Source organism: Paenibacillus arenilitoris (genome assembly GCF_014705655.1).
In the GTDB taxonomy this organism is placed as follows: domain Bacteria; phylum Bacillota; class Bacilli; order Paenibacillales; family Paenibacillaceae; genus Pristimantibacillus; species Pristimantibacillus arenilitoris.
This window is the reverse complement of sequence record NZ_JACXIY010000010.1, coordinates 210,043-236,746: the sequence shown is the minus strand read 5'-3', so window position 1 is coordinate 236,746 and position 26,704 is coordinate 210,043. Positions and strand designations below refer to the sequence as shown.

General features: G+C 56.6%; 24 protein-coding genes. 7 read left to right on the top strand and 17 right to left on the bottom strand.

Annotation, left to right across the window (positions count from 1 at the left end; genetic code table 11):
- Positions 1 to 8: 8 nt before the first annotated feature.
- Positions 9 to 383: a hypothetical protein gene (locus IDH41_RS08525; RefSeq protein ID WP_190860029.1), complete on the bottom strand. Its 375-nt coding sequence runs from the start codon at positions 381 to 383 to the stop codon at positions 9 to 11.
- A gap of 112 nt (positions 384 to 495) precedes the next feature.
- Between IDH41_RS08525 and IDH41_RS08520 the strand changes: the two genes are divergently transcribed.
- Together IDH41_RS08520 and IDH41_RS08515 are read left to right on the top strand one after the other, a co-directional pair.
- Positions 496 to 651, top strand: a complete 156-nt coding sequence (locus tag IDH41_RS08520; RefSeq protein ID WP_190860027.1) for a hypothetical protein — start codon at positions 496 to 498, stop codon at positions 649 to 651.
- A 175-nt stretch (positions 652 to 826) separates the two neighbouring features.
- Positions 827 to 1,174 (top strand): hypothetical protein, encoded by a 348-nt coding sequence (locus IDH41_RS08515; RefSeq protein WP_190860025.1) that lies wholly within the window; start codon positions 827 to 829, stop codon positions 1,172 to 1,174.
- Between the two features lie 44 nt (positions 1,175 to 1,218).
- Here the strand turns inward: IDH41_RS08515 and IDH41_RS08510 are convergent, their stop codons facing one another.
- The 9 genes from IDH41_RS08510 to IDH41_RS08470 form a co-directional block, all read right to left on the bottom strand.
- On the bottom strand, positions 1,219 to 2,130 hold the full coding sequence (locus IDH41_RS08510; protein WP_190860023.1) for a hypothetical protein: 912 nt from the start codon (positions 2,128 to 2,130) through the stop codon (positions 1,219 to 1,221).
- Between the two features lie 28 nt (positions 2,131 to 2,158).
- Positions 2,159 to 4,597, bottom strand: a complete 2,439-nt coding sequence (locus IDH41_RS08505) for a heavy metal translocating P-type ATPase (protein WP_190860021.1) — start codon at positions 4,595 to 4,597, stop codon at positions 2,159 to 2,161.
- Positions 4,598 to 4,623: 26 nt separating this feature from the next.
- The gene (locus IDH41_RS08500; RefSeq protein WP_190860019.1) at positions 4,624 to 4,824 is read right to left on the bottom strand and encodes a copper ion binding protein; all 201 of its coding nucleotides are present in this window, start codon (positions 4,822 to 4,824) and stop codon (positions 4,624 to 4,626) included.
- A 177-nt stretch (positions 4,825 to 5,001) separates the two neighbouring features.
- Positions 5,002 to 5,352, bottom strand: coding sequence for a metal-sensitive transcriptional regulator (locus IDH41_RS08495; RefSeq protein ID WP_190860017.1), 351 nt, complete (start codon positions 5,350 to 5,352; stop codon positions 5,002 to 5,004).
- A gap of 681 nt (positions 5,353 to 6,033) precedes the next feature.
- The gene (locus IDH41_RS08490; protein WP_190860015.1) at positions 6,034 to 7,083 is read right to left on the bottom strand and encodes a Gfo/Idh/MocA family protein; all 1,050 of its coding nucleotides are present in this window, start codon (positions 7,081 to 7,083) and stop codon (positions 6,034 to 6,036) included.
- On the bottom strand, positions 7,080 to 7,820 hold the full coding sequence (locus IDH41_RS08485; RefSeq protein ID WP_190860012.1) for a ThuA domain-containing protein: 741 nt from the start codon (positions 7,818 to 7,820) through the stop codon (positions 7,080 to 7,082). Before IDH41_RS08485 ends, IDH41_RS08490 begins: the two co-directional genes overlap by 4 nt.
- A 28-nt stretch (positions 7,821 to 7,848) precedes the next feature.
- Positions 7,849 to 9,450, bottom strand: coding sequence for an extracellular solute-binding protein (locus IDH41_RS08480; RefSeq protein WP_223829576.1), 1,602 nt, complete (start codon positions 9,448 to 9,450; stop codon positions 7,849 to 7,851).
- Positions 9,451 to 9,509: 59 nt separating this feature from the next.
- A complete protein-coding gene (locus IDH41_RS08475) occupies positions 9,510 to 10,412 on the bottom strand; it encodes a carbohydrate ABC transporter permease (RefSeq protein WP_190860010.1) in 903 nt (300 codons plus the stop codon).
- 17 nt (positions 10,413 to 10,429) lie between these two features.
- On the bottom strand, positions 10,430 to 11,365 hold the full coding sequence (locus tag IDH41_RS08470) for an ABC transporter permease (RefSeq protein ID WP_397327646.1): 936 nt from the start codon (positions 11,363 to 11,365) through the stop codon (positions 10,430 to 10,432).
- Positions 11,366 to 11,641: 276 nt separating this feature from the next.
- Here IDH41_RS08470 and IDH41_RS08465 point away from each other — a divergent pair, with 276 nt between their 5' ends.
- From IDH41_RS08465 to IDH41_RS08450, 4 genes are all read left to right on the top strand, one after another.
- Positions 11,642 to 13,381 carry a sensor histidine kinase gene (locus tag IDH41_RS08465; RefSeq protein ID WP_190860009.1) on the top strand — a complete coding sequence of 580 codons (1,740 nt, stop codon included), beginning with the start codon at positions 11,642 to 11,644 and terminating at the stop codon, positions 13,379 to 13,381.
- Positions 13,378 to 14,964 carry a response regulator gene (locus tag IDH41_RS08460; protein ID WP_190860007.1) on the top strand — a complete coding sequence of 529 codons (1,587 nt, stop codon included), beginning with the start codon at positions 13,378 to 13,380 and terminating at the stop codon, positions 14,962 to 14,964. Before IDH41_RS08465 ends, IDH41_RS08460 begins: the two co-directional genes overlap by 4 nt.
- A gap of 417 nt (positions 14,965 to 15,381) precedes the next feature.
- A complete protein-coding gene (locus IDH41_RS08455) occupies positions 15,382 to 15,981 on the top strand; it encodes a TetR/AcrR family transcriptional regulator (protein ID WP_190860005.1) in 600 nt (199 codons plus the stop codon).
- Between the two features lie 66 nt (positions 15,982 to 16,047).
- Positions 16,048 to 17,256 carry an MFS transporter gene (locus IDH41_RS08450; protein WP_190860003.1) on the top strand — a complete coding sequence of 403 codons (1,209 nt, stop codon included), beginning with the start codon at positions 16,048 to 16,050 and terminating at the stop codon, positions 17,254 to 17,256.
- A 68-nt stretch (positions 17,257 to 17,324) separates the two neighbouring features.
- Here IDH41_RS08450 and IDH41_RS08445 read toward each other — a convergent pair whose 3' ends face one another.
- The 6 genes from IDH41_RS08445 to IDH41_RS08420 all read right to left on the bottom strand — a co-directional run bounded on the left by IDH41_RS08445 (position 17,325) and on the right by IDH41_RS08420 (position 24,182).
- Positions 17,325 to 18,203 carry a phosphotransferase gene (locus IDH41_RS08445; protein WP_190860001.1) on the bottom strand — a complete coding sequence of 293 codons (879 nt, stop codon included), beginning with the start codon at positions 18,201 to 18,203 and terminating at the stop codon, positions 17,325 to 17,327.
- 6 nt (positions 18,204 to 18,209) lie between these two features.
- Positions 18,210 to 19,103, bottom strand: coding sequence for an ROK family protein (locus IDH41_RS08440; RefSeq protein WP_317890707.1), 894 nt, complete (start codon positions 19,101 to 19,103; stop codon positions 18,210 to 18,212).
- A gap of 39 nt (positions 19,104 to 19,142) precedes the next feature.
- Positions 19,143 to 20,627, bottom strand: coding sequence for a glycoside hydrolase family 32 protein (locus IDH41_RS08435; protein WP_190859999.1), 1,485 nt, complete (start codon positions 20,625 to 20,627; stop codon positions 19,143 to 19,145).
- 91 nt (positions 20,628 to 20,718) lie between these two features.
- A complete protein-coding gene (locus tag IDH41_RS08430) occupies positions 20,719 to 22,272 on the bottom strand; it encodes an ABC transporter substrate-binding protein (RefSeq protein ID WP_190860169.1) in 1,554 nt (517 codons plus the stop codon).
- Positions 22,273 to 22,360: 88 nt separating this feature from the next.
- Positions 22,361 to 23,242, bottom strand: a complete 882-nt coding sequence (locus IDH41_RS08425) for a carbohydrate ABC transporter permease (protein ID WP_190859997.1) — start codon at positions 23,240 to 23,242, stop codon at positions 22,361 to 22,363.
- Positions 23,243 to 23,258: 16 nt separating this feature from the next.
- Complete coding sequence (locus IDH41_RS08420; protein ID WP_190860166.1) at positions 23,259 to 24,182, bottom strand: ABC transporter permease; 924 nt, start codon at positions 24,180 to 24,182, stop codon at positions 23,259 to 23,261.
- A gap of 497 nt (positions 24,183 to 24,679) precedes the next feature.
- On the opposite strand from IDH41_RS08420, the gene IDH41_RS08415 reads away from it, so the two are divergent.
- Positions 24,680 to 25,714 carry a LacI family DNA-binding transcriptional regulator gene (locus tag IDH41_RS08415; RefSeq protein WP_190859995.1) on the top strand — a complete coding sequence of 345 codons (1,035 nt, stop codon included), beginning with the start codon at positions 24,680 to 24,682 and terminating at the stop codon, positions 25,712 to 25,714.
- A 371-nt stretch (positions 25,715 to 26,085) separates the two neighbouring features.
- Here the strand turns inward: IDH41_RS08415 and IDH41_RS08410 are convergent, their stop codons facing one another.
- Complete coding sequence (locus IDH41_RS08410; protein ID WP_190859993.1) at positions 26,086 to 26,691, bottom strand: TetR/AcrR family transcriptional regulator; 606 nt, start codon at positions 26,689 to 26,691, stop codon at positions 26,086 to 26,088.
- Positions 26,692 to 26,704 lie beyond the last annotated feature (13 nt).

Genomic DNA, 26,704 nt, shown 5'->3' with positions numbered 1-26,704 from the left:
CGTTGGCGTTACACCAAAGCGCCCGCATCGCGCACGATCCGCATCGCCCGCTCATGGTCCTCTTCCTTAATGACGACGGTGAGCAAAATGTCCCGCCCCGTAACCCGGTTATCCGGCCCGCCCGCGCTCATCCCGCTTGCGCTGACGCTGGCCGCGGCCAGAATGCCGGCATTGCGGTCAATGAAATCCCCGCCTAGCGTCAAGTAGCCGAGATCCTCGAAATTGCCGGTCATCGGATTCATGATATGGTCGCTCCCGTCGCCCGTATACCCGTCAAATCGGGTAAGCGACGTATCGACGATCCGCAGCGATTTGAGCTGCTTAAGCGCCTCTTCCGCTTGCTCGGGACTATTGAAGAACGCCAAAATACTTTTTTCGGCCATCGCTGCCATCTCCCTCCAATCCTACCCGCCATAGTTTACCTGAGTGCCGGGCGATTTATGCGGGAAGGTTATAGCCGTTCGCCATTCACCCGCGAAAGGAGGCATGATTCGGATGGAAAACGAGCAAACGGTCAAGGGGACGGGGGCAGGCGCGGAAGCGGCCGCCGATCAACCGAAAATCGTAGCGGAAATGCCGCAGGACAAAAACCTCAAGGATCCTGAGGAAGCCGCCGAAACCGACGGCTATCCCGGCTCCTGCCAGCTGTAGCATGCACGAAGGAAAAGGCTGACTCCGGCGGATCCTCGTTGATCGTCGGAGTCAGTCCTCGCTCCTTTCTCCGTCAATAAGATCCGGCCATACATAGGCTTGTTCATCCTGCACTCGGATAAAATTGTTGGCTTCGTGAAACATTAAAGCCAACCGTTTCGCCGAGGAGGATGCTATGTTTTACATATACAGCTTTGCACTCATGTTCGCCGGATTGGCCTGCATCAATATCATTTTTTCTTATCAAAGCAAACATATCGATCCCCATTTTTGGTCCACGCTCAAATTTCAACTCATGATGCTGCCTATCTTTTTAGCCGCTAACTTGTGCATCGGATATGGGGTGAAATTCGGCTTAAAAGCCATCCCTCAACTAGGGTATGTTCTAATCATCGCGAAATGTATGGAAGTTCTGATCTCCGTATGGATGGGATACTGGTTCATGAAGGAAATTCCCACCTGGAAAACTTGGGCGGGACTAGGCGTTATTGCCGTTGGAATTGTAATCGTCAAGCAGAAGTAAGGTCCATCAGGTCGGGTTGGAGCATTCTCGTTCAATGGGGAGACCTAGGATTTCACTTCGACGACGAACGGCACGGTGATCACTTCTCCTTCATGCTGGAATTGTCCCCAAATCTTATAGACGCCGCCGCGCGGGAACGCCGTCGCGAATTCCGCGGTCGGCCCCGTCGCGGCCTCGTCCAGCGGATGGACATGGAGATAGCTCTCCGCGTCGTCCGACAGGATGACGACGTGGCCTACGGCCCCGAGGTAAGGCTCCAGGTCGTCGATGCCTTCCTTCGTCGCCGCGTCGCGAATCGTGAAGGTCAGCTTCGTCTCTTCGCCCGGCTTCGCGCCGCTCATGGCGAGCTCGATCTCCTTGCCGCCGGCCTCCTTCACCAGCTTCGCGTCGGGCGCAATAGCGGCATGCTTCCCTTCCTCGCCTTCCACGTCGATCCACTCGCTAATCGTTTCGCTGCTGCCGCCGGACGGGATAAAATCGGCGAAAACCTTGTACGCCCCGCCCGCCGGAAAGGAAGTTTTCACCGTAAACTTGCCCTCTCCCACGTAATCGGGATGAATGTGGTTAAAGAACGACAAATCGTGGTTCACGACGATCAGATGAAGCAGCTTCTCATGACTGACCTCGAAATCGTTGATCGGCTCGCCGTCCTCTCCGGTAATTCGAATCGTTAATTCCGATTCCTCGTTCGCCTTCGCAGCGCCGGAGACGAAGCCGAAGGTCGCATTTACGCCGCCGCTTGCCTTGCCGCCCGTTTCCTGCGTACCGCCGCCATGATCGCCGTGTCCGCCGCCTCCGGCGCTTCCGGCGCCATCGCCGTTATTCGCGGCTTGCCCGCCGTGCCCTTCATGCCCGGCTGCCGGCTCGTTATTTCTTTCCGAAGCCCGGCCGCAGGCGGCCAACAGGCCGACGATCAGCAGAAGCGAGACGAGCGGGAGCCATTTATTGTTCTTCATCCGAATTGCCCATTCCTTTCCTTGAACCCTATTTGTGTCGTACGTTGACCCGCTGCAGGCGAAGGGCGTTCAGCACGACGGATACCGAGCTGAGCGCCATCGCGGCGCCCGCGACCCACGGGGCGAGCAGACCGATCGCCGCGATTGGTATGCCGAGCGTGTTATAACCGAGCGCCCAGAACAAATTTTGCTTAATATTGCGCATCGTCTTGCGGCTCATATAGATGGCGTCCGGAATGCTCGACAGGTCGCCGCGCATGAGCGTCACGTCGGCCGCCTCCATCGCCACGTCGGTGCCCGTGCCGATCGCCATCCCGACGTCCGCCGTAGCGAGCGCCGGCGCGTCGTTAATGCCGTCGCCGACCATGGCGACCTTCTTGCCGGCGGCCTGCAGCTTCTTCACTTCCTCCGCCTTGCCTTCCGGAAGAACTTCCGCCAGCACATGCTCGATGCCGACTTGGTCCGCGATCGCTTTGGCCGTCCGTTCGTTGTCGCCCGTGATCATAATAACCTGGATGCCCATTTCCTTCAGCCGGCCGATCGCCGCCTTCGACGTCTCCTTGACCGTATCCGCGACGGCTACGATCCCCGCGTACCGGTTATCGATTGCGACAAGCATGGCCGTCTTGCCGGCTTCTTCAAGCCGGGCCATCGCCTCGTAGGCCGCGCCGGCGTCCACGCCGAACTTCTCCATTAGCCGGCGCGTGCCGATCAGCAGGTCCTTGCCTTCCGCGACCGCCCTGATGCCGAAGCCGGGAATCGCTTCGAACGCTTCCGTCTCCGGAAGCGGAATGCCTCTCGCCCGAACGCCCGCCGCGATCGCTTCCGCCAGCGGATGCTCCGAGTTTTTCTCCGCGGCGCCCACTAGCCTTAGGAACGCCTCTTCGTCGCCTTCCGTCAGCACGTCGGTCAATTCCGGCTTGCCCTTCGTCACCGTGCCCGTCTTATCGAGAATGACCGCGTCGATCTTATGCGTCGTCTCCAGATGTTCGCCGCCCTTGAACAAGACGCCGAGCTCGGCGGCCCGGCCGGAGCCGGCCATGATGGAGGTCGGCGTCGCCAGCCCGAGGGCGCAAGGGCAAGCGATGACCAGTATCGCGATCGCTTTCTCCAGCGCTTCGGCGAAGTCGCCCGGCGTCACGAACAAGAACCAGACCGCGAAGGCGGCAATGGCGATCCCGACGACGATCGGCACGAAAATGCCGGAGATGACATCCGCGACCCGCTGGATCGGCGCTTTCGACCCTTGCGCTTTCTCCACGACTTTAATGATCTGCGCAAGCGCCGTCTCCTTGCCGACCTTCGTCGCCTTGACGCGAAGCATGCCGTTCTTGTTGATCGTCGCGCCGATGACGGCATCGCCCGGCTTCTTCCCGACGGGAATGCTCTCGCCCGTCAGCATCGACTCGTCGACCGACGATGCGCCTTCGAGCACCTCTCCGTCGACCGGAATTTTCTCGCCCGGCTTCACGAGCACGACGTCGCCTGGGACGACTTCCTCCACCGGGACGGACAGCTCCCCGCCGTCGCGGACGATGAGCGCCGTTCTGGCCTGCAAGCCCATGAGCGATTTGATCGCTTCCGACGTGCGTCCCTTGGCGAGCGACTCGAACAGCTTGCCCATGACGACAAGCGTAATGAGCACCGCGCTCGTCTCGTAATACAGGGACGGACCGTGATGCGCGGGGGCGCCCTGCGAGAACCATTCGAGCGTAAGATATAAGCTGTAAAAGTACGCGGCCGACGTCCCGAGCGATACGAGGACGTCCATGTTGGCGCTGCCGCCCCGAAGCGCCTTGTACGCGCCGGCGTAGAAATGCCTGCCGACGTAAAACTGGACGGGCGTGGCCAGCAAGAGCTGGAACCACGGATTCATGAACAGCTCCGGGGCGTAGATCCACGATGTGAACGCGAAATGCGAGACCATGCTCCAAAGCAGCGGAAGGGACAGCAGCGCCGATAGCAGCAGCACCCGCTTCTGATGCCGGATTTCCTTCTCCCGATGGTCGCCGCCCTTCTCGCCTTCCGACTTCGCAATCGCTTTATAGCCCAGCTGCCGAACCTTGTTTTCCATATCCTGAACGGTCACTTCGCCCGGGGAATAGTGCACGCGCGCCGTCTCCATCGCCAGATTGACCGATGCGCCCGTCACGCCGGGCAGCTTGCCTAGCCCTTTCTCGATCCGGCTCGCGCAAGCCGCGCAGGTCATGCCCTCGATTTGAAAATCGGCCGTCTCCTTCGACGTGCCGTAGCCGAGCTTCTCGATGCTCTCCTCCAGCTTGCCGATACCGACAACCTTCGAATCGTACGTGATGCTGGCCTTCTCCAGCGCGAAGTTGACGTTCGCGGCGTAGACGCCCTCCACCTTATTCAATCCCTTCTCGATCCGGTTCGCGCACGCGGCGCAGGTCATGCCCGAAATTTGAAGGGTCACTTGCTTGTTCTCGTTCGTTGCGCTCGTTTCCACTGCCGCTCACTCCTTTAAGCCGCCGTTTACGCGACGTCGTAGCCTTGCTCCTCGATCGCTTCCTTCACGGCTTCTATGCTCACTTGCGCGGGCTCGTAAGTAACGTCCACCGTGCCGCTCGCCAGATCGACCTTGCCTTCCGCGCCGATCTCCCGAAGCGCGCCCTCGATCGCGTTCACGCAATGCCCGCAGCTCATGCCTTTCACTTGCAGCGTTATATGGTTCATGATTCATCTACTCCTTATGATCGATTGGTTGATCGCATGGCTCAACCTTGTGACCTAATTATACCCCTACCCCCTATATAGAGTCAACAACTTTTTAGGATACCCCCGTACCGTATGGGTAAACGACAAAAAAGGGCAGCATCGCCGCTGCCCTCCCGTTGTTTCTTAGACTTGCCCTTATTTGATTAATTTATTCATCGTCGTCATCAGTTCCGTCAGTACGTCGGTGTCCCCTTCCTGCAGCCGTTCCACCACGCAGCTTCGCATATGGTGCTCGAGCAGGAGCTTGCCGACGCCGTTCAGGGCGGACTGGACGGATGCGATCTGATTAAGCACGTCGTCGCAGTACGTATCCTTCTCGATCATGCCCTTCACGCCGCGGATTTGCCCCTCGATCCGGTTAAGTCGCTTGATCAGGCTGCTCTTATCCTTCTCCGAGTGATGGCTCTTTCTCCCCGTTTCCTCCGTCCCGCAGCATGCGGCATCCGCATGAGCGGCCGCTTCGTGCCTATCCGTATGTTCGCTCATTGACGTCCGCCTCCTTTCGGTTTTGCTTCTTAAAAAATATACCCCCCCGGTGTAAAAGTCAAATTGTTTTTTGCGCAATAAGGAAAACCTTGACCGATCAAGGAACCGGAGCGTCTCAGGGCCGCTTTGCCATTAGCGGCTGTCGCAGCAGACTGTGTCCGTGTGAAAGCCAGCTCCATTCGAGCTAGCGACCCAAGAGGAGCATTCGGGAGACACCCCTAGTCTCAAAAACCGAAATTAATCGCTTTGGGCCCGCCCTCAAAGAGGTAATCATTTCAAATATTGAACCTAAACGCCGGATGACCAGACGCAAATGACGGAATGAGGCGGTCTAGTTTCAATTTTTGCGACTAAACGTCCGCGGAAGGCCACTTAAACGAAAATAGTTTCAGTTTTTGAAATTACGCCCGCTATCCTATACGGCGACTGCAGCCGATGGTCCTATCCTTCCATCATAATCGCACGCAAGCCGCATTCGCCCAAGCGTTAACGGCTGTCGCTCCGCACGAACCGTTAGCTGTGCATTCACGCAGCTCTGTTCTGTGCCGTCCTATGGCGGGACAGCACACGTTTCGCATTGAAATATAAACCCAGTATAGAGAAACCAATACATCCTTATAGTTGAAAAAAAGCCCGGCACATCCGACGATCGGACATACCGGGCATTAATCAACGACATCATTATAAACGAACAGAAGTCTTGGCTTCGCTTGCCCGGACGACGGCGTCCAGCACTTGCTGGTTGCGGTAGCCGTCCATGAACCCGGCCAGCCCGTCCGGCGAGCCGCCTTCGAGCAAGGCCGCGAAATCCTCATACTGCTTCACCCTGCAGCGCTGCGGCACGTCGATCTCCGATCGGACGAACTGGCCGGGCGCCTCTTCGCGGATCCAGATCAGCCGGTCCGGATTTAACGTCGACGCGTGGATCGTGCCGGTGTCTCCGTAAATCGAAGCTTCATGCTGGTTGCCCGAACCGACGGCGTTGCGCGTCGTCTGGAAGACGCCCATCGCGCCGTCCGCCATCCGCGCCTGGAAGCTGGCGAAATCGTCGACCTCGACGGTAACCGGCTCCCCGGTCGCGGGGTCCTTGCGCTTCGGAATGATCGTGTGCAGCTGCGCCGACAGCTCCTCGAATTCGCCGAAGAGGAAGCGCGCCATATCGATCATGTGCGAGCCCAGGTCGCCCAGCGTTCCCGTGCCGGTCACCGCTTTGTCGAACCGCCAAATATACGGGACGTCGTTCGGCGCCGCGCCCCAGCCCTGCAAATACTGGATCGAGAAGCTGCGGACGTCGCCGATCTTCCCTTCCCGCACGAGCTCCCTCGCGAAGCGGTACGCCGGCGTGTAGCGGTACGTGAAAGCCATCATCGCCGGAACCGGCCGATTCTCGTATAATTCCAGCAGCCCGGCCGCTTCCTCGAAATCGAGGGTGAACGGCTTCTCGGCCATGAACGGCTTGCGCGCCTGCAGGCAGGCCCGGATAATCGCCGCGTGGACGTTGTTGGGCGTAACCGAGATGACCGCCTCCACGTCCGGATCTTCGATGAGTCCGGCAAAGTCGGCATAGCGCTTGCCCGCCGCGATGCCAAGCCGATCGCCTGCAGCGGCCAAAGCATTCTCGGACACGTCGCTCACGGCGACGACGTCGAAGCGCCCATTCTCGTTCATCCAGCGGATGTGCTCGCCGGCCATGCCGCCGAGGCCGATCAGTCCGATCCGGAATTTGCTCATCGTCCGCTCCCCCTCTTCGCCCCGATCGGCTCGAGCGGAGCCGCGTTGCCGTAGGCCGGTTCGGCCGTACGGCTCGGCGCCGCCCAGCGGACGCCGTTCGCGATAACCCGCTGAACCTCTTTGTTGTAATAAGTCGGATACGTCTCGTGTCCCGGGCGGAAGTAGAAAATTTTCCCTTGCCCCCGGTGGTACGTGACGCCGCTGCGGAACACCTCGCCGCCTTCGAACCAGGAGACGAAGACGAGCTGGTCGGGCGCGGGAATATTGAAATGCTCCCCGTACATCTCCTCCTGCGGGAGCTCGATGTACTCGCCAAGCCCCGAGGCGATCGGATGGGCCGGATCGACGACCCATATCCGCTCCTTCTCGTCCGCTTCGTGCCACTTCAGCTGGCCCGTCGGCGTGCCGAGCAGCTTCGCGAAAATTTTCGACGCGTGGCCCGAGTGCAGCACGATCAGACCCATGCCCTTCAGCACGCGCTCGTATACCCGCAGGACGATCGCATCCTCGACTTCATGATGCGCGAGATGCCCCCACCAGACGAGGACGTCCGTCCGGTTCAGGACGTCCTCCGTCAAGCCGTGCTCCGGCTCATCCAGCGTAGCCGTGCCCGCCTCGAACCCGGCCTCCGCCAGAAATCCGGCGATCGCGCCGTGAATGCCGTCCGGGTAGATCGCGCCGACCGCCGGGTTGTTCCGCTCATGGCGGTTCTCGTTCCATACCGTTACCTTAATCATTGCCTGAGTGCTCCTTCGCAGTTGTTCATTATTCGACGTTCGTATACCGCTTGTACGCTTCCGTCCGGATCTCGACGAGTCTCTCGAGCCCCATCGCGTTCAGCTGCTTGATGTAACCGTCCCATTCTTCATCGACGTTGCCCTTCGTGATCCACTGGGCGCGCGTCGTCTTCACGAAGCTGTCGATGTCCGTCGTCAGCGTCGGCAGCTCCTGGAACTCCTCGGCGCTGTACATGACGTTCGGGAACGGCGTCGTGACATGCTCGCTGCCGAGCTTGTCGATGACCAGCTTCAGGCCGTCGCCCGTCGTCTCGTCGAGGATGATGTTTTTCTCAAAATCCGGGCTGACGTACTTCGGACCGAAATCGCGGACCGATTGCTCCCAGTACCAGGCGTCCGCGCCCGTTCCTTCCGGAGGCGACATAAGGGCGTACGTGCCGTCGTCCCGCTTCTCGATGACCGTGCCGATCGCGCCCCAGAAGTTCTGGATGCTCGCTTCGTTCGTGTAAAATTGATCCGCCCAGCGCGCGGCGATTTCCGGATGCTCGCTGGATGTCGTAATCAGCAGCTCGTTCCGTCTCAAGCTCAGGCCGACCGGATCGCCGGTTTGATACCGTTTGCCGTCGAGGCCGGCAATCGGCGGAATCGTCGCGTATTCGTCCTTCCACTTGCCGAATACGGCGTCCGGAATCCATTGATTGGAGAAGCCGATGATGGCGGCGTCCGGATTTTGCTGCTTCGCGGTGGACATCGTGTTGTCCTGCGTGAACAGCTCCTGGTCGATCAAGCCTTCGGAATACAGCTTATGCGTCCATTTGATCGCTTCCTTGTATTCGTTCGTGGCCGGGAAGAACACCGGCGTGTCGTCCTTCAGCATCATGCTGTTGTTGTTCAGGTCCGTAATGCCGAACGGGTTCAGGAAGTCCATGCTGATGTCGACCGAGCCGCTGAACGGAATTTCGTCCGCGATGCCGTTCCGGTTCGGATCCCGCTCCTTGAACGCCTTGAACACGCTGTACAGATCGTCGATGTTATCGGGAATTTCAAGACCAAGGCGGTCCAGCCATGCTTTGTTGATGACCGGCTGCATCGTCGTCGTCGGACGCGACGGAAGCCGTGCGGGCAAGGAATACATTTTGCCGTCCGGGAACGTGCTGATCTTCCGCATTTCCGGCGTTTCCTCCAGAGCGGCTTTCAAGTTCGGCATGTACTCGTCGATCAGGTCGTCGAGCGGGCGGAAATAGGATAAGTTATTGACGATATCGGAATCCGAGAACACGATGTCGCCGAAAATAATGTCGGGCAGCGTGCCGCTGGCCAGCATGATCGATTTTTGCTCGCCCCAGTCGTTGGAGGACATCACCTGCCAATTGATTTTGACGTTGGTCGATTTCTCCAGCTCCTGCAGCCACGCATTCGCTTTGAACGTATCGCCCATATTGCCCCAGCGGACGGTCAGCACGTCCAGCGTCACCGGCTCGCTTGTAATCGGCAGCCCTTCCTTGTTGAAGCCGGAGCCGGTCTCCGCCGGCGCTTCTTCGGTCGTCTCCGAGCAGCCGATCAGATTGAACAGCATCGTGAAGCTTAGAACCCCTGTAACCAGCAATCTTTTTCCGATAGCATTTGACATGATAGCCATTCGAAAGTTCCCCCTCTTCGTATTGTCAGCGGACTTGCGATTGCGAAGCGTTATTTGACGGCGCCGATCATCACCCCCTGGTTGAAGTACTTCTGCACGAGGGGATAAACGCACATGATCGGCAGCGTGGAGACGATGATGACCGAATAGCGCATCAGGTTCGCCAGGCGCATGGCGATGACCGCCGCTTCGCCGGTGCCCATGCTCGACTGCATCTGGTTCGTAATCAGGATGTTCCGCAATATAAGCTGAAGCGGGTACAAATCCTGATCCTTCAAATAAATCAGCGCGTTAAAATACGAATTCCAGTAGCCGACCGCCGTCCATAACGCCAATACCGACAGGACCGCCTTGGACAGCGGCAGAACGATTTGAACATAATAGCGCAGATTGCCGCAGCCGTCGAGCTGCGCCGCCTCCCACAGGTCGCCGGGAATGCTGGACTGGAAAAAAGTACGCGCCACGATAATATTGAAGACGGCGACCGAGAACGGCAGCACCATGACGAGAAACGTATCGTACAGGTGAAAGTCGCGAATCGTCAGGAACGTCGGAATGAGGCCCCCGTTGAAGAACATCGTGAAGATAAAGAACAGCGTAATGACCCGCCGGCCGGCAAGATCTTTCCGGGACAGCGCGTAGGCGGCCGAGACGTTGACCGCCAGGCTGATGACCGTTCCGACGGCCGTATACAGGATCGTATTTCTGTAGCCTATCCAAATGTTCGCGTGCTTCAGCAGCTCCTCGTACCCGGCAAGCGTGAAGCCTACGGGGAAAAACCACATTTTGCCGCTCGCGACCGCGGCCGGATCGCTGAACGACGCCATCACGATAAAATAGATCGGGTAAATGATAAGAATCAGCAACAGTACCGCAACCGCGTAAACGACGATTTCCAAAACGTCGAGGGAACGCTTGCTCCCTTTGCGCGGCGCCGCTTCAACCCTATTCATCGCAATCTTCCTTTCCGCTACCACAAGCTGTTTTCGCTATATTTTTTGGCCATCTGGTTGACGAGAATCAGCAATACGAAGTTGATGACCGTATTGAACAGGTTGATGGCCGAGGAGAAGCTGTACTGGCTGCTCAGCATCCCGATCTTGTACACGTAGGTCGCGATGACCTCGCTGGCGGAGATGTTCAGATTGTTCTGCATGAGGTACACCTTCTCGAATCCGACGCCGAGCAGTCCGCCGACCCGCAGGATGAGCAGCGTGATCGCCGTCGGCAGCAGCATCGGCATATCGATGTAGCGGATCCGCTGCCAGCGGCTCGCCCCGTCCACCTTGGCCGCTTCGTAGAGGCTCGGGTCGACCGCGGACAGCGCCGCGATATAGATGATGCTGTCCCAGCCGGCATGCTGCCAGACGTCCGTCCAGACGTACATGCTGCTGAACCACTGGGTCGAGCCCATCAAATTCGGCGCCTCCGCCCCGAACAGGCGGAACAGGTTGCCGATCAGCCCGTTGCCCGGCGAGAACAGGATCAGGAGCAGGCCGACCATGACGACGGTCGAGATGAAATGCGGCATGTAGGTCACCGTTTGGAACAACGACTTGAACCGGTTGACGCGCATCTGGTTGATCATGAGCGCCAGCGCGATCGGGATCGGGAAGGTGACGATGCTGTACAGGCTGATGACCAGCGTATTTTTGATCGTAATGTCGAATTGATAAGAGTTGAAATACTTCTCGAAGTATTTGAAGCCCGCCCACGGACTTTCCATAATGCCGAGCGCCGGACTGTAATCCTTGAAGGCGATCAGCACGCCGTACATCGGCTTGTAGGAAAAGAGGAGGAGCAGGACGACCGCGGGCAGCAGCAGCAGGTACAAGCCCCGGTTCCTCGCGATCCGGCCCAGCGAATGCCGCATGCCGACGGTTAACTGGCTCGATTTCAAAATCATTCCCCCATTCGTTGTCGCTCTCTTCTGCCTCTTTATTATAGATTCGCCCGCCGCCGCCAGGCGGACCTTCGCAGACCGTTATTCGGACATTTATCCGGACTTTGCGAGAGATGCCAACCGAAGAGGCCGGCTCCGATGACAGTTTTCGGACTTCTTCTCGCACTTTTCGGACTTTGGACCGAAAAAGCGTCCGTCTTATATGTCTTAACGGCCCGGATTGGCTCTATAATAAGGTTTACCGGCAGATGCGGCAGGAAAGGAGCAGGGAGCAGACCCATGGCGAAACGAACGAAGGACAAATCGTATCCGATCAGGCACTACGTCAAAATCATGCTCGTTATTTTGATTGGCGTGCTCGCGCTCGACTGCATCGTCAGCTTCGCCGCGATATCGATCGTGAAGCAGCAGACCGCCAGGCATATGCAGGATACGGCCAATCTGTACATTAACCGGATCAATCTCGATTTCTCCAACATCAATCAATATATGGGCTGGACGCTCGCGAACGATCCGAATGTCAAAATCATGAACAAGCACGAGCCCGTCGACGCCGAATTTCTGAAGGCGAACAACGAGCTGTACAAACGGTTCTCCGAGCTGCAAAAAAATTACGAGCAGGAATACAATTTTTTCGTTTATTTGAAGGAACGGGACTATTTTTTGAACTCCTCGCCGATCAGCCTGATCTATCCGGACTATTTGGCGCTCAAAAACGAGATCATGTCCTATGTCCAGGACATAGACCTGTTCGAAAAGTTTTATTCGAATTGGACGCCCATTCGGCTGAACGACAAATATTTCATTATTAATATCGTTCCGTATTACGACAGCTACATGATCTGCCTCATCTCCGCGGACAACCTGATCGGGCCTCTGCGGCAGATCGATCTCGGCGAGAACGGATTCGTGTCGCTGGTCAATCCGAACGGGGAGGTGATCGCGAACTCGGCCCAGGAAGCCGCTATGAAGAAAGCCGAGAGCAAGGGGTGGCTTCCGGGGTTTGCGCAGTCCAAGACCAACGTCAGCGGTCAGTTCTCGAACGCGACGTTCGGCGTCAACCTGCATATCGAATTCGGCAATTTCGAAAAAATCATGATCGCCCAGCTGCTCATCATGCTGCTGGCCGTTATCGTGGCCTGCGCGGTATGCGGCATCATGGTCTATTTCAATATTTTGATCTTGAGGCCGCTCAAAAATTTCTCGTACAACCTGACGCAGTTTAACGAGGACAACAAGCCGCTGGAGCTGAAGATGAACCGGATCGTGGAGCTCGAATACGCGAACAAGCTGTTCAAAAACCTGCTCGAGCAAATCCGGATTTTCAAGATCGACAGCTACGAGCACGAGCTCGAGAAGCAAAAAATCCAGCTCGATTACATGAAGCTTCAAATCAAGCCCCACTTCTTTCTCAATTGCTTGACGAATATATACAGCATGGCCCAGATGCACATGTTCGAGGAAATCCAGGGCATGGCCATTTCGACGTCGAATTACTTCCGGTACCTGTTCCAGAACGGGCAGGATTTCGTGCGGCTGGACGACGAGATCGACCATGTCCGCATTTATTTGGAAATTCAAAAGCACCGTTACCGGGACGCGTTCGATTACGAAATCGAGCGGGCGGACGGAACGGGCGATTTGAAAATTCCGCCGCTCGTTCTGCAAACCTTCGTCGAGAACGCGGTGAAATACGCCGTATCGCGGGTAAGCGCGGTGCTCATCCGGCTGGAGGTCGGTCTAGCCGAGGACGCCGGTGGAGAGACAGCCGTCGTCCGCATATCCGACACCGGACCGGGATTTCCCGCCGATATACTGGAGAAGCTGGCCGGCGGCGAGCCGCTCGACCAATCGGAGGGGCACCGGATCGGCATCATGAACACCGTGAAGAGGCTGGAGCATTTGTACCGCCGCGAGGCGGACATCGCGTTTGCCAATGGCGAGGACGGGGGCGCCCGCGTCACGATACGGCTCCCGCAGCCTCCGCCTAACCAAGCCGAAGGGAGTGGCGCAATATGAACGTGCTGCTGGTCGATGACGATTATTTCGTCGTGGCGGCGCTTGAGAAGAAGATCGATTGGGCGGCGCTCGGGATCAATCAGGTGTACACCGCTTACAATATCGCCCAGGCGCAGGAGCTGCTCGGGCGGCACACAATCGAAATCCTCATCTGCGACATCGAGATGCCGCAGGGCAGCGGACTCGAGCTGCTCGCTTGGATCCGGGAGGAGCAGGACGGCATTCAGACGATCTTCCTGACCAATTACGCCGATTTCAACTACGCGCAGAAGGCGATCGAGCTGCAAAGCTTCGACTATTTCTTGAAGCCGATCGAGTTCGACAAGCTGACGCTCATTATCCAGAAGGCGATCGCCAAAGTAAGCGAGCAGCAGGACCAGGCCAAGGCGGCGCAGGAGGGCTATTACTGGCAGAAAAACCGGAAAAACGTGCAGGAGCACTTCTGGCGCAAGCTGATGACGGGAAAAAGCGCCTATTCGAACCCCGCCAACATCGCCCATTTGATCGCGGAGCAGCATCTCTCCTACGGCCTCGCCGACGAGGTGCTGCCGGTGCTGTTTCATATTTTCCCTTACGAGGAGAGTCTCGGGAAGAAGGATAAGGATCTGTTCGACTTCGCGCTGCTGAACGTGCTGCACGAGCTGTTCCAGGACGAAGCGTATACGGCGGAAGCGATACTGGAGATCAAGGAATTCAACTTCGTCGCGGTGCTGAAATGGAAGGAGCGGCCCGATTCCCGTCTCGTAGAGAGCGGCTGCGCCACGTTCATTCAGCGCGCGAACCACTATTTGAAATGCGACGCCTGCTGCATGGTCGCCACGACGGGGAAGCTGGAGGACGTGAGCCAGGTCATGCGGGACCTGCTGGGGCTGAACGAGAAAATTATCAAATACCGCAACCAGACGTTTCTGCTCGAGCATTACCGCCAGTCGGAAGCGGCGTATTCGCCGCCCGACTTGGCGCTGCTGGAGCGGCTGCTGGAGCAGAACAACCCGGACGCCTTCCTGGAGGAGACGGGCCGCTACCTGCGCCATATTTCGCGCAGCCGGATGCTGAACGCCTCGGTCCTCAGCCTGTTCCGGCTCGACATGGTCCAGCTCGTGTATGCCTACCTGAAGAGCAAGGAAATATTGGCGCACAAAATGTACACGGGGAGGACGAACGACCAGCTGTTCATGCAGTCGCTCCATTCGATCGAGGACATGGAGAGCTATCTCCGTTACTTGGTCACGACCGCGACGGAATACCGCAGCTTCGCGGAGCAGCCGAAATCGGTCGTCGACGAAATCAAAAACCACATCCGCACCCATTGCGGCGACGAGCTGTCGCGAACGAGCCTGGCGGAAATCGTCTACCTTAATCCGGACTATTTGGCGCGGCTGTTCAAGAAGGAGACGGGCATTTCGCTCGGCAACTATATCATCCAGGCCCGCATCAAGGTCGCGAGGCATCTGCTCGAGACGACCCAGCTGTCCGTGAACGCGATCGCGGGCAAGACCGGCTACACCAACTATTCCTACTTCGCGAAGCTGTTCAGGCAGGAGGTTGGCTGCACGCCGGTGGAATACCGGAAGAACCGGTGAATGCTTCTTTATAGATCCAGAGCCAAGAAACAGGGCTGTCTCCTCGGGTCATTTTATGAACATTTGAGGCAGCCTCTCTTTTAATTTCAAAAACTGACACTAAAAGCGAAGGAAGCAGGTTAAGCGGGCATTTAGTTTCATTTTGATACTAATCCGGCTTACATCGAAAGGAGTGGCGCGAAAGGTGCTGTTTAATTTCAAATATTGAAACGAATTCAGGCGTGAGTGGGGATTTGAGCCATTTCGTTTCATTTTTTTAAATTAGCATCGCCCTCTCGCAGCTGACCATCGTTGAAGCCAAACTTGAGCACCCCTTTCCCCCGGCCACTCGAATCGGATTCCATCATGCAGATTGCAAATCCGGCTTCGATCGTATACAATACTGAATAAATGTTCAGTGTTCGAGGTGAGACCCGTGTGAACAAGAAGAAGCAGCAAACCGAGCAGACGAAGAAGAAGATCGCCGACGCGTCCAAAGCTTTATTCGGGCAAAAAGGCTACAAAGCCACCTCGATCGAGGATATCGTGAAGGCGACCGGCTGCAGCCCCGGCAACATTTATTATCATTTCAAGAGCAAGGAAGGGCTGTTCCTGCATTTGATCGACGATTGGAATAAAGAATGGGAGGACAATTGGCTGGCCAAGGAGCCGCTTTATCCGACCACGGTCGATAAATTATACGGCTTGGCCGAGCATTTGGCGCTCGATCAACTGAACCATCCGCTGACCAGAGCCGTCGACGAGTTTTTCAACGATCCCGGGCAGCCTACGGACGTGGAGGAGCGCATTAACGAGATGCTGAGCGGGTATATCGACTTTAATCGGCGGCTGCTCCAGAAGGGGATCGATAACGGCGAATTCGAAATCGCCGACGTAACCGGGCTCGCCGTTATTTTGGACAGTCTGATGGTCGGATTGAACGGGCATGCGCGAAGAATGGAACGAGGGGAAGCGCTGGCGGCTTATCGGCTCGCGATCGACGTGTTTTTGCACGGCATTGCGAAGACGACCCGCTAGCTCCTTTTTTTTGCATTAATCTAGAATGAAAATTCAGTATTATTATGGCAACTGGAGGAATCAGCAATGTCGTTATTTTTAAAAAATCGGGGAGCGCTGCTCATCCTGATGTTTAATCTTTTTCTCGTCTTTACGGGGATCGGGCTCGTCATCCCGATTATGCCGAAGTTCATGGAAAGCCTCGGCATTACGGGGGGCATGATCGGGCTTCTCGTTGCGGCCTTCTCCTTGACGCAGCTGCTGTTCTCGCCGCTGGCCGGCCGATTGGCCGATTCGTTCGGCAGGAAACGAATGATTATTATCGGCATGTTCGTGTTCGCCTTCTCGGAAGGACTGTTCGGACTCGCCAGCTCGCCCGCCCTGCTGTTCGTCTCCAGGCTGCTCGGGGGCGTCAGCGCCGCGATGATCATGCCCGCCGTCATGGCTTACGCCGCGGACATTACGACCAAGGAGCAGCGGGCCGCGGGGATGGGCTATATTAACGCGGCGATTACGACCGGCTTCATTATCGGGCCCGGCATTGGCGGATACATCGCCGAATTCGGAATTCGCGTTCCTTTCTATGCCGCAGCCATAGCGGGAGTCGCCGCGGCTTGCGTCAACTTGTTTATCCTTCCGGAATCCCGGCAGGCCGAAGAGGCTTCGGCGGGTTCCGAGCCCCCGCCGAAGCGGCGGAGCGGACTTCTGACCCAGCTGAGGTACGCGTACAGGGAGCCTTATTTTTTAAGCTTGATCATCGTATTCGTCATGTCCTTCGGACTGGCCAACTTCGAAACGGTATTCGGACTTTTCGTCGATCATAAGTTCGGATTCGAGCCCCGAGACATTGCCTTTATCATTACGTTCGGCTCGATCGCCGGCGCCGTCGTCCAGGTTACGGCCTTCAGCTGGATTTTGAAGCGCTTCGGCGAGAAACGCGTCATCTCGGTCTGCTTGCTCTTTGCCGGCTTGTTTATTTTCCTGACGCTGTTCGTTCACAAATATTGGATGATCTTCGCCGTCACCTTTATCGTCTTTCTGGCGATCGATATTTTGCGCCCGGCCATCGGCACGCAAATGTCGATGGTCGCCAAGGATCAGCAAGGCTACGTTGCCGGCCTTAACTCGGCTTTCACCAGTCTCGGCAACATTGCCGGGCCTGTCGTGGCCGGATTTTTATTCGATGTGGACATCAACTACCCGTATACGCTCGCCTGCCTCATTCTGCTTGTATGTTTCGCCTTGTCGATAAGAGGGCAAAAAAGCGGCCTGCCGGATGCCAAAGCGGCAATCTGACCAAACGCCGATAACCGCGGCGCGTTCAATCCTTGTTCGCGTCGCGGTTATTGGCGTTCATGTCCGTCCTATAAAAAATACAGTCCTTGCTCCAGCCGTTCCAGCGCGTATTCCGCATGCGTGTAATAATCGAAATCATGCGCCCCGGAAGCCTTGTTCAAGCCGCTGTACAGCAGTCCCCATGCAACCTCCCGGAGCATGTTCATCATCTTCATATCTTGAAGGATCGCATATTGCTCGTCTTCGTAATGGCCGAAATACAGCTTCAGCCACGCTTTCTCCTCCGCTTCGGCAAACCGGCTGGAGAAGGGGATAATGGCCAAATCGAAAAAAACGTCCCCGCGGCCCGATAGCTCCCAGTCAATAACTTGCAGGTCGCTGCCGGTATAGATCATGTTGCACAGGAAGGAATCGTTGTGGCAGAACCTGCCGTTATACGCCTTGTCGCCGCCGCGCCGGTGCGCGATCTCCTCGGCCAGCCGCAGAAAGCGGCCGAGACCGGCCGGATGCTTCACCCGCAGCCGTTCTGCCCCTCGCAGGTACCCGTCAATCAACTGATAAGGGGAGCACTGCCGACCGTTTCCCTCCATCCGGTGGATTTGTTTCAGGCGCTCCATGATCTTCACTCTTATCGCCGGATCCCGCAGGTCTTCCTGCACGGGCATCCGTCCTTCGACGAATGCCGTGACGACGTACCGCTCCGGCTGATCGCCCGCGATAACGGAAGGACTCATGCCGATTCGGCTCGCCTTCTTCATAACTTCGACTTCGGAGCGGCGCGTCAAATTCAAATATTCGTTCTGCTTGCCGTTCACGCGCAGCACATACGCATCATGCTTGGTGCGAACTTTATACGTTTCATTGCACAGCCCGCCGCTTAACCGTTCGATGCTTACGAAATCCTGGCTTAGCTGCGGGATTTCATGGATGATCGCTTCGATGGACACCGGGCATCACCGTCCCTTTGCAAGCGGACTGCTTGCGGCTTGCACCGCCAAAGCCAGCGCCCCGGACAAGCCGGCGCTGCCGCCGAGGGCGGGCGGCACGATGTAGGAATCGATGTCCGCCGCAAGGGCGGGATGCTCGACATACCCGTTCAGCCTGGCGCGCACCTTATCGCGGATCGTCGGAAACAAATGCGATTGATTCATGACGCCGCCGCCGAGCATGATTTTCTCCGGGGACAGAATCAGAATGTACTGGATGAGCGCCTGCGCGATATAATCGCTTTCCATTTCCCATGCGGGGTGATCGAGGGCCAGCTCCGACGCCTTCATTCCCCAGCGCCGCTCGATCGCGGGACCTGACGCAAGCCCTTCGAAGCAGTCGCCGTGGAACGGGCAGCTCCCCGCGAACCGGTCCTCGGGATGCCTGCGTACCGTGATATGACCCATCTCCGGATGGGTAAGCCCGCGCACGAGCCTCCCGGCCGAGACCGCTCCGGCGCCGATCCCGGTGCCGACCGTCATGTAGAGGCAGCTGCCGAGACCGGCCGCCGCTCCCCACGTCGCTTCGCCGAGCGCCGCGGCGTTCACGTCCGTGTCGAAGCCGACGGGGACGTCGAAGCGCAGCTTCACATGATCGATGATCCGATACCCGCTCCAGCCGGGCTTCGGCGTGGCGGCTACCGATCCGTAGTCCGGGCTGCGCGGATCGACGACGATCGGACCGAAGGTGCCGATCCCGATTGCCCCGATCCCTTTGCCTTCGAAGAAAGCCATCGCCTCGTCAAGCGTGGCTTCGGGGCTGCTCGTCGGAATCGAGACGCGCTCGAGCATCTTCCCGTCTTCCGTGCCGATGCCGCACACGAACTTGGTCCCCCCGCCTTCGATCGCTCCTATCAACATGTCGCGTCCTCTCCTCCTATGCGAAGTTTTGCCATCCCGTCATACGCCTACGGCCGAATTGATCGAATCGAGCGGATGAAGCGTGAGCGAGACGAGCTTCGCTTCTCCGCCGACGGCATACAGCTCGATGCCCGTGCTGGCCGGATCGGGAAAAATTTGATTCGTCAGAACGATATCGCCGTCGCCGGCGAACACTTCGATAGAGGAATGATCGACGAACAGCCGCAGCTTCAGCCGGCCTCCGTTAAGCTCGCAGCTGGCGCCGTGCTTGCAGGCGAACGCCTCGTGGAACGCGTGCTCCCCGGCATTGCGGCGGTCGACGAACAGCTGGCCCTCCGCCGCGTCGTAGCCGACGACGGTCTCCTCCCGCTCGGACTTCCGAAGCTTAAAGCCGACCTCGCGCGCCTCGCCGAGCTCGATTTCGCATTCGAGCTCATACCGGTCGCCGCCGACGCCCGCCAGCAGATTGACGCCCGGGCGAACGGCCGCCTCCGTCCAGCTTTGCGCCTGCCCGCGAAGCCGGCCGAGCTCGGTCGCCGGCTCCTGCGTCAGGCGGATGCCGGACGGGCTGCTCTTCAGCCGCAATACGCGCGGCAGCGTCATCGCGCCTCGCCAGCTTACCGTCGGCGTGACGTTCGCGTATTTCCAATTGCTCATCCAGCCGGTGAACAGCTTGCCGCCGTCCTCCCGTTCCGCGTCCGACCACGTGACGCCGGCGTAATTGTCCCGGCCGTGATCAAGCCATAATACCGTATCGGGGGAAGCGTCGCTCACGAAAGCGTCTCCGTCGAATTCCCCGACGAAATATTGCGTCCGCGAGCCTTCCTTGTACGCCGGGTCGTCGCCGATGCTGACGATCAATACCCACTTGGTCCGGCCGTCATCGCCGTCCACCGGGAGCTCGAACAAGTCGGGACATTCCCATACGCCGGCATGAGATCCTTCGGCCGCCCCGAATTCGCTTGCGTAGCTCCAATCCTTCAAATCCGCCGATGTATAGAACTGAACGCGGTCTCCCGCGGCGAGCACCATGACCCAGCGATGCCCCGCCTCGTGCCAGAATACTTTCGGATCGCGGAAATCGGTCAGCAGCTCGCTGCACAGCACCGGATTGCCCTCGTACATCGTCCATGTGCGCCCTTTGTCCGCGCTGTAGGCAAGGCTTTGGCGCTGCCTCAGCTTGTTCGTTTCCGGTTCGTGGTCGGAGTGGGTGAAGATGGCGACGAGCCCCGGCTTGCCGGAGAAAAAAACGGTCGTATCATGCCAATCGACGACGGCGCTGCCCGAGAAGATGTCGCCGTGTTCGTCCGGCTTTAAGGCGATGCCGCAATGCTCCCAGTGCACGAGGTCCTTGCTGACTGCGTGTCCCCAATGCATCGGTCCCCACGTCGTGCCGTCCGGGTGATGCTGATAGAACAAATGATATTCCCCTTCGAAATACACCATGCCGTTCGGATCGTTCATCCACTTGGACGGCGGCGAAAAATGAAACTGCGGGCGATACTTTTCTCTATAATCCAGCATTTCTACCACTCCCTAATCAAGTTGCGGCCGGAGCATGGCCCTTGCTTCGCGAGTCCGCGCTCCGCCGCTTGTCTGCCCTGCTTATTTGCTTTTAGTTTCTGTCGTAGCCCGCTTGCTTGATGGCCAGCCATTCCTGCAAGCCCAAGCGGTCCAGCTCCTTCAAGTAACCGTCCCATTCGGCGTCGATCTTCCCGCCTTGAATCCATTCCGTCCGCTTCTGCAGCACGTAGGCGAACAGGTCGGTCTCGATCGTGGACAGCCGGTCCAGCTCCTCCAGGGAGAAGAACACCTTCGGATAAATATGCTGCGCCTTCATATCCGGCACGTACACGTTCTTCAAAATATCGAGCCGCCATGCCGCATCGTCCGGCTTCGTCGTCACTTGGCCGTAATATTCGTCCAATATCGCCAGCGGTCCGCCGACGCTCGTTTTCTGCCTCAATTCGGCAGGCGCGGTTCCTTCGAGCGGCAGATGCTTCAGCATTTGCGCGGCCTCGTCGAATTCGAAGATGTTCTGCTGCTTGTCGTCGCCGTAAGTACCCCAGTTGTTCTGCACCGATTGCAGCGGATCGTAAAGCTGATCCATCCATTTGGCGGTCGCTTCGAGGTTTTTGTTGTCCTTCGTCACGACCATCCGGCCACGGTCGAGCCCCATGCCGTTCGATCTGGCCACGTTCTTGCTCCCGCCCGGCCCCGCTAGCGCCGGCATCGGCTCGAACCGGTCGTTCATGCCGGTCACGTTCGCCTTGTCCCACGTAAAATACAGGCCGTACACGTCTTCCTTCCCTTTGGCGATGAACGTATTCCAATCCTGCGTAATGAACTCGCTGTCGATCAAGCCTTCCTTGTACAATTCGTGCAGGTAGCGGACGCCTTCCTTGAAGCCGTCGCCCATGGCGGCGAAGCCCACCTTGCCGTCGTCGCCGACCAGCGTCAAATCCCAGTTGTAGCCCGGGCCGAACGAGCCGAACAGGAAGCCGGCGTCCTCGTTGCCGCCGTTGGAATTAATGAAGGACAGCGGAATTTCATCCGCTTTGCCGTTGCCGTTCGGATCCTCCGATTTGAAGGCGAGCAGCACGTCCTTCAGCTCCGCCGTCGTCGTCGGCATGTCGAGGCCGAGCTTGTTCAGCCACTCGACGTTAATCCAAGGGATATTGTTGACGGAGTGGATGCTTTCCTTGTCCGCGCCAAGCTCCTCGATCCACGGCAGCGAATAAATATGGCCGTCCGGGGCCGTAATCATCGACCGGTACTCGGGCGCCTGGTCCAGCACCTTTTTGAAATTAGGCATATGATTCTCGATGATATCTTCAAGCGGGATAATGGTTCCGTCCTTGGCCAGCTTAAGCAAGTCGTAATCGCCGAGCCCCGCGTCGAAGATCGCGTCCGGAAGCTCGCCGGTCGCCAGCGCCAAATTCCGTTTCTCGGCAAACACGTCGTTCGTATAGTTTTTCCATTCGATATGGATGCCGGTTTTTTCTTCCATACGCTGAAATACGAGCTTTTCGTTCGGATCCGCCGGCGCGAGCGGGGAGCTTTGCGTCATAAATTGCAGCGTCGTCTTTCCGTCCGCCTCCCCTCCGGACCCGCCTTCCTTTGCGCCTGAATTTCCGCTGCAGCCCGTAACGGCCAAGACTGTGGCCATCGACAGATACAAGGCCGATTTCTTTGCTTTGTTCAAATTGAACCCTCCTCTTTTGTTTGGACAACCTCATCTATGCCAGCCAAGCTCCTTACTTGATGGAACCGACCATGACACCTTTTTCGAAATATTTCTGGAAGAACGGGTACATCACGATGAGCGGAAGGCTCGAAATGACGATGGACGCATACTTGATAATTTCGGACAAGCGCTTCAGCTCCGCCATGGCAAGCTGGTCCGCGATCATGCCCGGGGTTACCTGGTTCTGGATCAGGATCGACCGCAGCACCAGCTGCAGCGGATGCAGCTTCGCATTTTCCAAATAAATCATGGCGTCGAAATAAGAGTTCCACTGCCCGACGAAAGCGTATAAGGCGAGCACGAAGATTATCGGCTTGGACAGCGGCAGCACGATTTTGAGGAAAATAAGCGCGTCCGTTGCGCCGTCTACCCGGGCAGCCTCGTTCAATTCCTTCGGAATGCCTTTGAAGAACGTCCGGGCAAGAATGATATTCCAGACATTCAAGGCTCCGGGCAGGATGACGGCCCATGGCGTATCGAGCATGCCGAGATCTTTGACGACCAGGTAAGTCGGGATTAATCCGCCGCCGAAAAACATCGTGATAAGGAACAGCGTCATAAAAAATTTGTGGCCGACGAAGCCGTCCACGGCAAGCGGGTAGCCCGCGAAGACGGACACGAGCACAGTCACGAGCGCGAAGGCCGCGGAGTAGAGCATGGCGTTCACGAAGCCCCGGAGCATGGCGTCGTTGGACAGAATGAGCTTATAGCCTTCGACGCTGTAGTCGGACAGCTTCCAGGATAAGCCCTTGTTCAAGAGCGCCGTCGGCTCCATGAACGAAGCGACGACGACATAGATTAACGGGATTGCCACAAGCAGAACGGCGAGCGTCAGCAGAATGTAGTTGCCAGTCAAAATAATCCGGTCTAACCGGCCAGGTTTGATGCTCATACGCGGCTCCTTTCGGTCAGTAGAGGCCTTCGCCTTCGTTTAATTTCTTGACGATGAAATTAACGAGGATCAGCAGAATGACGTTGATGACGGAATTGAACAGCCCGATCGCGGCGGAGTACGAATAATTGCCGGACTGCAGGCCCACCTTGTAGACGTAGGTCGGCAGGATTTCCGAAGCCGGCAGGTTCATCGCCGTCTGCATCAGATACGCCTTCTCGAAGCCGATCGCCATAATCCCGCCGGCAGCTAAGATGAACACGATCGCCATGACCGGCCTGATCGCCGGCAGATCGATGTGACGGATCCGCTGCAGCAGATTCGCGCCGTCGATGGTCGCCGCGTTATGCAGCTCGGGATCGACGCCCGCGAGCGCCGCCACGTAAATGATGGAAGCCCAGCCCGCCCCCTGCCAAATGCCGGACAGAATGTAGATCGAGCGGAAGTATTCCGGGTCCGACATGAACGCGATCGGCTGTCCGGCCATGAGGGTGACGATCTTGTTGATCGGCCCGGTAGGGGACAGGAATATGAAAATCATCCCGACGATGACGACGACGGAAATGAAATTCGGCGCGTACAGCATCAACTGAATGTTCTTCTTGACCGCCGCTTTGCGAAGCTGGTTCAGCATCAGCGCAAGCAGGATCGGGACCGGAAAGCCGAGAAGCAGGCCGTATACGCTCAGCTTCAGCGTGTTCATGAAGATGAGCTCGAAATTCGGCGCGTTCAGAAACTTCTCGAAATGCTCGAAGCCCGCCCATTCGCTTCCCAATATCCCTTTGCTGTAGCTAAAATCCTTAAACGCGATAATGACGCCGTACATCGGCACGTACTTGAAGAGGATGGTCAGAACGAGCGCGGGCGCCATCAGCCAGTACAAAAAATGATTTCGCCTCAAATAATCGATTTTTCGCTTCAGCGCGCCGCTTTCCGGCATGCTTTCTCTCCGCTCCGCCTCTAATGAATGCTGCAAGGATTTCCCCCCTAATGAATTTGCCCAAATTTACATTTGCACAAATTATAATCTGTTTTTACGATTCAAGAAAAGGCTTACACGACTTTCCGCAAATTCAATTTACAATCCATTCAACGAAAAGTCAACAACTTTTTGTTTATTTTAATTGTCATATGCACAAAATTATTTTGAATAAAAATGCTCGTTTGTTTATTTAATTGAGTGAAAATGATTGAATTTCTTTGCTTTCATTCCTCTTTCAAGCTAATTATTATTGTTGAATAGATGCAGTAGGAAAAAGATAATGTGCATTTGTTTACTTGAATTTCCGTTTGTCCTCGAAAAATCATTTCATTTGCAAATGCACAATTAATCACGTATGTTATTGCGCATTTGTAAGTTTTTTGTTGAACTTTCGTTTGGATTGCGTTACATTTAAGGTTAGATAGAGGCTGAATGCATAAAGGAGTCATAAGCCAATGCGGAAAGAAAAAGTAACGATTCAATCGATCGCGGACTCGCTCGGGCTTTCCCGGAATACGGTGTCCAAGGCGCTGAACGGAAGCGACGCGATTCCGCTCGAAACGCGCAACAAGGTCGTCAAACGGGCGATCGAGCTGAACTACAAGCAGTTCGCTCTCGTCGACATGGAAGCGAAATCGCCGAAGAACCCCGGCAACATCGCGCTGCTCACGTCCAACATGCCGAACAATTCCCACTTTGGCACCTCCTTGCTCAGCGGGCTCGAGAAGAAAATCAGCTCCGAAGGGTATAATTTGTCCATTCATATCGTTCGCGAAGCCGAGATCGAGGCGCTCGTGCTTCCCGTCAATTTCGATAAAAGCAAGGTGGACGGGATCGTGTGCATCGAGCTGTTCGACAAAAACTACACCGAATTCATTAGCGCCCTGGGGCTTCCGACCATCTTCATCGATTCCGCGTCCGAGCTGTTCTACCCCGAGCTTCGCGGCGATTTATTGCTGATGGAGAACGAACAGAGCGTCCGCTGGATGACGAAGGCATTGATCGACGGCGGCTGCGGCACGTTTGGCTTCATCGGGGATTCCGACCATTGCAAGAGCTTCAACGAACGGTGGATCGGCTTCAACAAAGCGCTTGACGCCGCTGGGCTCCGGCCTGACGAAGCGTTCAACGTTACGGAGAAGGACCGGCATTTCGCCGATTCAAAGTGGCTGGAGCAGCAGCTGAACCGGATGGAGACGCTGCCGGACGCGTTCGTGTGCGCCAACGACCATATCGCCATTAACGTCATGCGCATCCTGAAGAACAGGAACGTCCAAATTCCCGGACAGGTCAAAATATGCGGCTTCGACGATTCGCCGGAATCGCAAATCGTGGAGCCCCACCTGTCGACCGTCCATATTTACCGGGACGAGATGGGCATTCTGGCAGCCGAAATGCTGCTCGCCAGAGTGCGGAACCCGGACAAGCCGCCTCAAATTACCCACGTCAAGACGGCGCCAATTCTTAGGGAGTCGACGGGCGGGCAATAATCGCAAGCAAGGGGCTGTCTCAAACTACCAAGGCCTTACGGCCATGGTAGTTTTGAGACAGTCCCTTTTTAATTTCAAAAACCGAAACTAAGAACCAAAGAAGGGGTCTAAATAGACGATTAGTTTCAAATTTTGATACTAAATCGGTTAATATCGAATAGAGTATCGTGAACAGTATCGTTTAAATTCAAATATTGAAATTAAATTAGGTATGAGTGGAGTTTAGAGCAATTTAGTTTCATTTTTTGAAATTAGCATCGCCTCTCGCGGCAAAACGTCGTCGAAGTACAAACAAGGCTGTCTCAAAAGGTCGCTTCACGACCTTTTGAGACAGCCCCGTCGTATCGAACTTCAAGAACATCGGGAAAACGTTAATCCCGCTTTGCTCCCTCAATCAACCGCAGCAGCATATCGGCTTTCGGAATCCGGTAATCGTCAATGCCGTTCGAATGGACGACCATGACGCCGGAGAGGACGGACAAATAACAAGCGATGAGCTCCGCGGGATCATCGGACGCCAGTTCCCCTGCACGCTGACCCTCTTGAAACACCGGAAGCAGAATATCGATAAACACTTTCATCGAATACTTCTCCAGAAGCTGCTTGACCTTCTCGGGCACGCCGTCCGACGTACGCGCCTGATGGATGAGCATGAAGTACGGCGAGCCGCTTTCGTCCAGTATTTCGGCCGTCAATGCCCTGATTTTCTCGATCGGCGTGCCGGGAAAGGCATAGATGCTTCGCAGGGCGGCTTCCGTTTCGGCCATCGCTTCTTGTATGAGCGATAGGAACAGCTCATCCTTCGACTTGAAATAATGGTAAAGCAGTCCGTTGCTGATCCCCGCGGTTTCCGCAATCATGCTCATCTTGGCGTTAATAATGCCTTTCTTGGCAAAAATCTGGATGGCCGCCGTTTTAATTTGCTCTCTTCGTTCATCGCGGATTTGATGCAATTGTTCGTCGTTTAACGGTGCCAATGCCGCGCACTCC